11 protein-coding genes and 1 tRNA gene are annotated in these 7,652 nt (G+C 63.6%); 8 read left to right on the top strand and 4 right to left on the bottom strand.

Annotated elements, in window-relative coordinates; all coding sequences use genetic code 11:
• The 4 genes from AC01FP_RS04395 to AC01FP_RS04380 form a co-directional block, all read left to right on the top strand.
• On the top strand, positions 1 to 423 hold a 423-nt coding region (locus AC01FP_RS04395), incomplete at its 5' end, for a hypothetical protein (RefSeq protein WP_474478394.1).
• Entirely contained in the window at positions 420 to 656 is a 237-nt protein-coding gene (locus AC01FP_RS04390; protein WP_474478393.1) for a hypothetical protein, read from the top strand. The genes AC01FP_RS04395 and AC01FP_RS04390, both read left to right, overlap by 4 nt.
• Positions 653 to 1,168, top strand: a complete 516-nt coding sequence (locus tag AC01FP_RS04385) for a single-stranded DNA-binding protein (RefSeq protein WP_474478392.1) — start codon at positions 653 to 655, stop codon at positions 1,166 to 1,168. Before AC01FP_RS04390 ends, AC01FP_RS04385 begins: the two co-directional genes overlap by 4 nt.
• Positions 1,168 to 1,461 carry a hypothetical protein gene (locus tag AC01FP_RS04380; protein ID WP_474478391.1) on the top strand — a complete coding sequence of 98 codons (294 nt, stop codon included), beginning with the start codon at positions 1,168 to 1,170 and terminating at the stop codon, positions 1,459 to 1,461. The genes AC01FP_RS04385 and AC01FP_RS04380 overlap by 1 nt, the downstream gene beginning before the upstream one ends.
• A 572-nt stretch (positions 1,462 to 2,033) precedes the next feature.
• Here AC01FP_RS04380 and AC01FP_RS04375 read toward each other — a convergent pair.
• Together AC01FP_RS04375 and AC01FP_RS04370 are read right to left on the bottom strand one after the other, a co-directional pair.
• Positions 2,034 to 2,107: transfer RNA gene (locus AC01FP_RS04375), tRNA-Pro, on the bottom strand.
• 43 nt (positions 2,108 to 2,150) lie between these two features.
• Positions 2,151 to 2,297, bottom strand: a complete 147-nt coding sequence (locus AC01FP_RS04370) for a hypothetical protein (RefSeq protein WP_474478390.1) — start codon at positions 2,295 to 2,297, stop codon at positions 2,151 to 2,153.
• A 340-nt stretch (positions 2,298 to 2,637) separates the two neighbouring features.
• On the opposite strand from AC01FP_RS04370, the gene AC01FP_RS04365 reads away from it, so the two are divergent.
• Positions 2,638 to 2,811: a hypothetical protein gene (locus AC01FP_RS04365; protein ID WP_474478389.1), complete on the top strand. Its 174-nt coding sequence runs from the start codon at positions 2,638 to 2,640 to the stop codon at positions 2,809 to 2,811.
• 18 nt (positions 2,812 to 2,829) lie between these two features.
• Here the strand turns inward: AC01FP_RS04365 and AC01FP_RS04360 are convergent, their stop codons facing one another.
• The gene (locus AC01FP_RS04360; RefSeq protein WP_474478388.1) at positions 2,830 to 3,231 is read right to left on the bottom strand and encodes a RidA family protein; all 402 of its coding nucleotides are present in this window, start codon (positions 3,229 to 3,231) and stop codon (positions 2,830 to 2,832) included.
• A gap of 74 nt (positions 3,232 to 3,305) precedes the next feature.
• Between AC01FP_RS04360 and AC01FP_RS04355 the strand changes: the two genes are divergently transcribed.
• On the top strand, positions 3,306 to 4,412 hold the full coding sequence (locus AC01FP_RS04355; protein WP_474478402.1) for an ABC transporter ATP-binding protein: 1,107 nt from the start codon (positions 3,306 to 3,308) through the stop codon (positions 4,410 to 4,412).
• Here the strand turns inward: AC01FP_RS04355 and gloB are convergent.
• On the bottom strand, positions 4,409 to 5,152 hold the full coding sequence (gloB, locus tag AC01FP_RS04350; protein WP_474478387.1) for a hydroxyacylglutathione hydrolase: 744 nt from the start codon (positions 5,150 to 5,152) through the stop codon (positions 4,409 to 4,411). The genes AC01FP_RS04355 and gloB overlap by 4 nt on opposite strands.
• Before the next feature lie 52 nt (positions 5,153 to 5,204).
• On the opposite strand from gloB, the gene hisG reads away from it, so the two are divergent.
• Entirely contained in the window at positions 5,205 to 5,852 is a 648-nt protein-coding gene (hisG, locus tag AC01FP_RS04345; RefSeq protein ID WP_254961439.1) for an ATP phosphoribosyltransferase, read from the top strand.
• Positions 5,852 to 7,651, top strand: a complete 1,800-nt coding sequence (locus AC01FP_RS04340) for an ABC transporter ATP-binding protein (protein WP_474478386.1) — start codon at positions 5,852 to 5,854, stop codon at positions 7,649 to 7,651. Before hisG ends, AC01FP_RS04340 begins: the two co-directional genes overlap by 1 nt.
• Position 7,652 lies beyond the last annotated feature (1 nt).

Below are 7,652 nucleotides of genomic sequence, written 5' to 3'. Positions count from 1 at the left end.
ATGAGCTTTCGCTCCCAGCTCCAGATCGCCGCGGCCGCCTTGCAAGCGGCGGTGCACGAAACAGTGGCTGAACGCAACGCCACGCTGCTTAGAGCAGACCGCAGCAGCAGCAGCAGCAACAGGCAAATCATTGCCACAAGCGAGCGACTGGCCTTACTGCGCCACTTGAAAGAAGGACTCCGCCTGCTTGCTCCGACTGAGCCAGGCGATCAAGAAGCGCACCAGTACAGCTGCTCCCAGCTCAGCGCTATCGAGCAGGACTTCAAGGTGCACCAGCTTTGGTGTGATGGCACCGTGCTCTATCGGGTGGAGTCCAGTCCCCGCTCGCGGCACTGCTGTCAGCTCGTGCCGGTGAGCGGCAGGGAGGGCGAACCATTGCGGCGCACCTGGCACAACACCAGCGGGCTGCGGAGGGTGGCATGAGTAATCCACCTGCCCACAAGCCGCGGCCACTGCGTCTGCCCTTGGGCCGCCACAAGAAATGCGTGGCGCTCCACAACGACACCTACCAAAAGCTGCGGGCTTTTGCCCAGCAGCACGAACTCAGCTGGAGCGGTGCCATCCACGAGCTGCTGCGCACCCATCCAGCCATTGAGCTGCCGTCCTTGCTGCAGGCCCGCCGTGCCGCAGCCCACCTCCATCAAGCAAAACCATGAGCATCAACACAATCACCCTGGTTGGCCGTGCCGGCCGTGATCCAGAACTGCGTTTTTTTGAGAGCGGCACTTCCGTCGCCAATCTGACCATGGCGGTTGATAAGGCAAGCAGCAATCGGGAGGAGGAGCCCGACTGGTTCAGCCTTGAGATCTGGGGCAAGCAGGCCCAGGTCGCTGCCGACTACGTGCGCAAGGGCTCGCTGATTGGAGTAGTGGGTCGCATGACAATCGAGCAATGGACCGACCGCAATACCGGTCAGAAGCGCAGCAAGCCTGTTGTGAAGGTGGATCGCCTTGCCCTACTGGGCAGCAAGGCAGACAGCGACCAGGCTCGTCCCCTAGAAGAACATTCAGCGCCGCAGGCCGCAGCTCCTGCTGGCCAGCCAAAGGGCAGCCAAGTAGGTACTGCCATACAGCCGGCGGGTTCAGGAGCAGTAGTAGCTGCAGAAGCAGCTCAGCCAGCTCTGCAGGGCTGGGGAAGCGCGATCACAAGCGAAGAGGTGCCGTTCTGATGGCTTCCTTCTCTGCTCATCGAGGTAGCAGCAGCGGTCGCCGGCCTGAGCTACCGGCCTTTTGCCGCACCCGCCGCTCTGGCACTCACCTAGTCAGTGTCAACAGCCTGCGCGGTCTTTACAGGCTGTTGCTCCTGGTCCTTGCCTTGCAGCTCAGCACCTTGCTGCTGGTGATCGCAGGTCCCGTGCCACTGCAGTTCAAGGAGAAGACAGGCTCTCTGCCTTTCCCGGAAGAAACCGCCAGCAGAGCAGCGAGGGTCCCAGTTGCTCAACAACTGCGCTCAGAGCGATGACCAGCAGCGTGAGCGCCCTAATCGAGATCGAGCCAGCTCGAGGCAAATCATGAGCGGGCCTCGCAGCAATGAGTCAGCAACACCTCTGGCAGCAGGGGAGTGGCTTAACGCCCGAGCCATCGGGCTACTCCTGAAGGTCAGCGAGAGAACCCTGTGCCGCTGGCGCAAAGCCGGCCTGTTCAAGCCGGGGGTCCATTGGCGCCGGAAGTTTCCTTCCCCCAATTCGCCGGTGCTGTATCACTTTGAACGTTGCAACACGGCGATGAGCGAAGCCACAGCTCGCACGCCCCACCTGCTGGAGACGAACTGAGCGCGCTCGCCGCGGCCGCGGACGCTCAGTTGAGCAGCTGCTCGCAGAGAACGGAATTCCGGCTCGGCGAAGCGGTCAGAGGCCCCCTTGAAGCACTCGTACTTAGGCGGGCAAAGGGGATTCGTACATCTCTCGTACAAGAGCCAAACGGATCGCTGCCTGCGTCCAGCAGGCCAGGCCATTCGTACATTTTTCGTACATTGGCCAATTTGACCCAAAAAAGAGGCCCCCGGGAATCCCGAGAGCCGTTGGTATCACTGAATCGGGGCGACAGGATTCGAACCTGCGACCTAGTGCTCCCAAAGCACCCGCGCTACCAAGCTGCGCCACGCCCCGTTGGAAAAGAGCTTAGGGGTGCGTCGGCGCCATCAGGCAAGGCTCAGTGGCCCAGGGATCGGATCAGGTCCAGGAGGTTGCCGCCAGCGGCTGGCGGCTCGACGCCTCGATCGATAAACCAGAGATAGCCGGCTAAGGCATTCAGCCCAATTACCAGCAGCCAGACCCGCCAACCCTCTGGCAGTTTCATCTCAATCGCAGACAGGCGAGTCCATCATCCTGGTCAAGGCAGGCCTGGGCAGGTCAGACCAGAGCACTTGATAAAACATTTTCTCGCCTACAGTACAGGTGTATTAATCGCCCAGGGTCATGGTTTCCACTCCAGCCTCCACCCCGCTCTCCTCCCCGTACGCCGTCTTCCGCGCCGAAGACTGGCCATCGCTTTTGCTGCCCGTTTGCGCCGCTCCGGTCCGGGGTAGGCCTCAAGCCTCTGGCCCTTACCCGGGCTCGGCGCTGGTGCAGGGCGAGTTATTTGAATTTCTACTCCCCGCGCCTGGCTAGTGTTGAAATCAACATGCGGGGACCTGGTCATGGCGATGAGCTCCGGCAATGGCGACTCCACTGATATCGGTCGCTCGGTGATGAAGTGGGGCCGAGATGGCGAGTTGTCCGTCCTCGACCTGCGCTCAATCCTGGAGAGACTCAGCGCCGTAGACGAGCAAGCTGCCGGACTGATGGATTGCCCCTTGAATCCGCCCAACTAATTCCTTGGCAGTCAGTTGCTAAGCGGCTAGGGCAATGCAGTCGATTTCCACCCGAGCCCCCTTGGGAAGAGCCGCCACTTCGACGCAGGCACGCGCCGGCGATACCCCATCGCTAAACAGCTCCGCATAAATTGCATTAACCCGAGCGAAATCGCCCAGGTCTGCCAGAAAGACCGTGGTGCGCAGAACCTGCTCTGGGCTACTGCCGCCAGCTTCCAGCACGGCCTGCAAGTTGCTGAGCACCTGGCGGGTCTCGGCCTCCACATCGCCAGCCCCCACCATCAAGCCAGTGCTGGGATCCAGGGCGATCTGACCGGAGCAATACAGCACTCCCCCCGCCTTCACTGCCTGGTTGTAAGGGCCTACTGGCGCAGGCGCACTGGCGGTGATTACGGCTTCGGGCTGCATCGGGTGACTCATGCCAGGTCAGGATGGTGTCTGAGCCTATGGCCCTTGCCGGTCCTGCGCCAATCGCCAGCCCCCTTGCCGAGCTGATGCCTGCCGAGTTGCCGTTGCGCGAACACGTGCAGCTGCAAGGCCTGTGGCACCGCTATGCCAATGCCACCGCAGGCGACTGGACGCTGCAGGGAATTGATATAGCCCTCCATCAGGGCGAATTAGTGGGCTTGCTTGGACCCTCCGGTTGCGGCAAAACCACCCTGCTGCGCTTGATCGCCGGCTTTGAGCGTCCAGAGCGCGGTTCGGTATTGATCGACGGCCGGGCCGTGGCCGGTCCGGGCCGCTGGCTGCCACCAGAGCGCCGCGGCGTTGGCATGGTTTTCCAGGACTACGCCCTGTTCCCCCACCTCGACGCCTGGCGCAATGCCTGTTTTGGCCTGCGGCGCGGTCAGGACAGCAGCCGGGCTAGTTGGTTGCTGGAGCTGCTCGGGCTCAATGGCTTGGAGGGCCGCTATCCCCACGAGCTTTCGGGCGGCCAGCGCCAGCGGCTCGCATTGGCCCGGGCCCTCGCGCCGGGCCCCTCCGTCGTGCTCCTCGATGAACCCTTCTCCAATCTTGATGTGGAGGTGCGCCTGCGGCTGCGCAGCGAGCTGCCCGCCGTGCTTTCGCGCTGTGGTGCCAGCGGCCTGATCGTTACCCACGATCCGGAAGAAGCACTCGCCATCTGTGATCGGGTGGCGGTGTTGCGCGATGGGGTGCTGCACCAATGCGCTAGCCCCAGGCACCTGGTGCAGCATCCCGCTACCTCCTTTGTGGGGCGTTTTGTGCTCCAAGGCAACCTGCTGCCGGCCCAGCGGTGTGGTGATCAGGTGATCACAGCTCTAGGCAGCCTGCACGCCACAGCCGGCTTCTACCTGTTGCCCCAAGGGGGAGCTGCAGGCGATAGCGAGGAGGTGCTGGTAAGTCCGGAAGCAATTGGCCTCCATCCAGATACGGATGGCGAGGCCTGGGTGCAGGGGCGCGAATTCCTGGGCCGGGAATGGCTCTATCGAGTCCAGCTCGGTGATCTAAAACTGCGGCTGCGCTTGCCTTTGGAGGCCGAATACAGCCGGGGCCAACGCTGCCGGCTAGCCCTGTGCCCCGGAGCCCTTGGTGTGCTGTTCCCATCCCAGCAGGCCCTGCAGGTTGGCCCCCCTCCCTAGCTGGGCCAATGATCCTTGCTACTCCTCAGCTCGGCCAACTGCTCCGGGCTGCTGGCTCGCACAAACAAATTGGTGGCCCGCTCCAGCTCCAGGCTGCTGGGGATGGTGGCTTCCCCCCGGCCCCGCGTCGCCCCAACCGCCGCCAGCCGCGCCTCGATGGCGCCGGCGCAGGGATCGCTGGCTGCCACCACCGCGGCAGCCCAGCCCAAATTGGCTTGCGTGTATTCGTGGGCGCACCACACATTGGTGGCTGCCGGTAGCTGGGCCAGCCGCTGCAGCGATGCATGCATTTCGGCTGCACTGCCCTCAAACAAGCGCCCGCAACCCCCGGCAAACAGGGTGTCGCCGCAGAACAGGTGCCCGGACACGGGCAGGTAGTAGGCGATGTGGGCGCGGGTATGCCCCGGCACGGCGATCACCTGCACCCGCTCACCCAGCAACTCAAAGCTGTCGCCATCTCCCACCCCCTTGGTTTGCAGCGGAATTCGCAGCAAGTCGTCGCGGCTGGCCAGCACCGCCGCCTTGGGCCAGCGGGCCAGCAGGCCGGGGGTGCCGCCGATGTGGTCGCTGTGGTGGTGGGTGTGCAGGATCGCCACCAGCTCCAGCCCCTGCTGCTCGAGAGCAGCGATCACTGGCTCTGCCACCGCAGGATCGACCACCACCGCCTGTCCATGGCGTTGCAGCAGAAATATGTAGTTGTCGCGCAGTACCGGTATCAGCCCGACGCTGAGTTGCTGCATCGTTAAAGTCCGGTTTGTGGCTTCTTTCCATGATCACCGCTGCAGCCCCGGCATGATCACCGTCGCCCTCGCTAAAGGAGCCCTGCTGAAGGATTCGGTGGCTCGCTTTGCGGCCGCTGGCCTTGATTTCGCTGGCCTACTTGAGCCCGGCAACCGCCAGTTGATGGTGCCCAGCGCCTGCGGTCAGGCCCGGGCCCTGCTGGTGCGCAATGCCGATGTGCCCGTTTATGTGGCCTACGGCCAGGCCCAGCTCGGCGTGGTGGGTTACGACGTGATCCGCGAACACCAGCTGCCGGTGGCCCAGCTGCTCGATCTGGGTTTCGGTGGTTGCCGCATGAGCGTGGCGGTGAAGGCAAGTAGTGGCTATCGCCGCGCCGCCGACCTGCCCGCCCACTGCCGCGTTGCTAGCAAATTCACCGGCTGCGCCCAGGCCTTCTTTGATGCCCTCGACCTTCCGGTGGAGTTGATCCATCTGGCTGGATCGGTGGAGTTGGGACCGATTACTGGCATGAGTGAGGCGATCGTCGATCTGGTAGCCACCGGTCGCACCCTGGAGGAAAACGGCCTGATCGCCATTGAAGATCTTTTCCACTCCACCGCCAGGCTGGTGGGCCACCCCTTAGCCCTGCGACTCGACGACGGACCCCTCCAGGGAATCGTCGACCGCATCGCTCTGGTTGCCACCCCCCGAGGTCGCTGATGGCAAGCCTCGACCGGCAACGCCTAGCCCGCCTGCTGCCTTACCTCGGCCGGGACCGCCGCCGCCTCGGCCTCACCCTGCTGCTGCTGATCCCGGTGGCCTTCGCCGCTGCGGTGCAGCCGCTGCTGGTGGGCCAGGCGATTTCAGTGCTGCGGCGCGAGCCCACCCTGGGCTGGCTTGATGGCATGGCGGTGCCGGAGGCCCTGCGCCTGCTGGTGCTGTTGCTGCTGGGCGCGGTTTTGCTGCGTCTTGGCCTGCAGGGCATCCAAACCTTCAACGTTCAGGCCGTTGGCCAGCGGCTCACCGCCCGCATCCGCGACGACCTGTTTGCCCACGCCATGGCGCTGTCGCTGCGCTTCCACGACCGCACCCCCGTTGGCAAGCTGCTCACCCGGCTCACCAGTGATGTCGATGCCCTAGCCGAGGTGTTTGGCAGCGGCGCCGTAGGTGTGTTGGGCGACCTAGTCACCCTGTTGGTGATTGCGGTCACGATGATTTCGATCGAGTGGCGGCTAGGCCTGCTGCTGCTGGTCAGCCAGGTGCCGGTGGTGCTTGGCATTCTTTGGTTGCAGAGTCGCTTCCGTAAGGCCAACTACCGGGTGCGTGAGGAGCTCAGCCAGCTCAACGCGGATCTGCAGGAAAACCTCCAGGGCTTGGAGGTGGTGCAAATGTTCCGCCGCGAGGCCACCAACAGCGCCCGTTTCTCCAAAGTCACCGCCGCCTATCGCGAGGCCGTCAACGGCACAATCCTGTTTGATAGCGCCATCTCGGCCTTCATCGAGTGGGTGGCCCTGAGCGCCGTGGCCGTGGTGCTTGCCCTGGGGGGCGCCATGGTGCTCGGCAGTGCCATGGGCTTAGGCACCCTCACCACCTTCATTCTTTATTCCCAACGCCTGTTCGACCCCCTGCGACAGCTGGCCGAGCGCTTTACCCAGATCCAGGGTGGCCTCACCGCTGTTGAACGCATCGGCGAGCTGCTCGAGCAACCGATCGAGATCGCTGATCTACCCGCTAGTGAACGCACTGCTGCGGCCATTCAGAGCGGCAGTAGGCGGGCCAGCGCTGGTGAAGTGATCTTTGACAACGTGTCGTTTGCCTATCGAGAAGACGATCCGATCCTCACCGATCTTTCCTTCCGCATTGCTCCCGGCGAACACGTGGCACTGGTCGGCCCTACCGGCTCGGGCAAAACTACAGTTATTCGGCTGTTGTGCCGGCTCTATGAGCCCCAACGCGGCCGGATCCTGCTCGATGGCATTGACATCCGCCAGTTGCCGATTCCCACCTTGCGCCAGCGGCTTGGCGTGGTCCTGCAAGACACCTTTTTGTTTAGCGGCAACGTGGCAGACAACCTGCGCCTTGACGCCCCGATCAGCAGCGACGCCTTGCAGCAAATCTGCGCTGAGCTTGGCCTAGAACCCCTGCTGAGGCGCCTTCCTGATGGCCTGGCCACCGAGCTGCGTGAGCGCGGCGGCAACCTCTCCTCCGGAGAGCGCCAGCTTCTCTCGGTGGCCCGGGTGGCGATCCGCGATCCCTCTGTGTTGGTAATGGATGAGGCCACGGCCTTCATGGATCCCTCCACCGAGGCCACCCTGCAGCGGGATCTTTCCCGCCTGCTGCAGCAGCGCACCGCCATCGTGATTGCTCACCGCCTTGCCACGGTGGAAACAGCAGATCGCATTTTGGTGTTGCGCAAGGGATACTTGATTGAGCAAGGCAGCCACAGCGAGTTGCGCCTGGCGGGCGGGGTCTACGCCCAGCTAGCAGACCTGCAGGAGCTGGGCCTGGCGGCGCTCTGAA

Source organism: Cyanobium sp. NIVA-CYA 375, from assembly GCF_056108345.1.
Note: the sequence above shows the minus strand (reverse complement) of the source record. Positions and strands in the feature narration are given on the sequence as shown.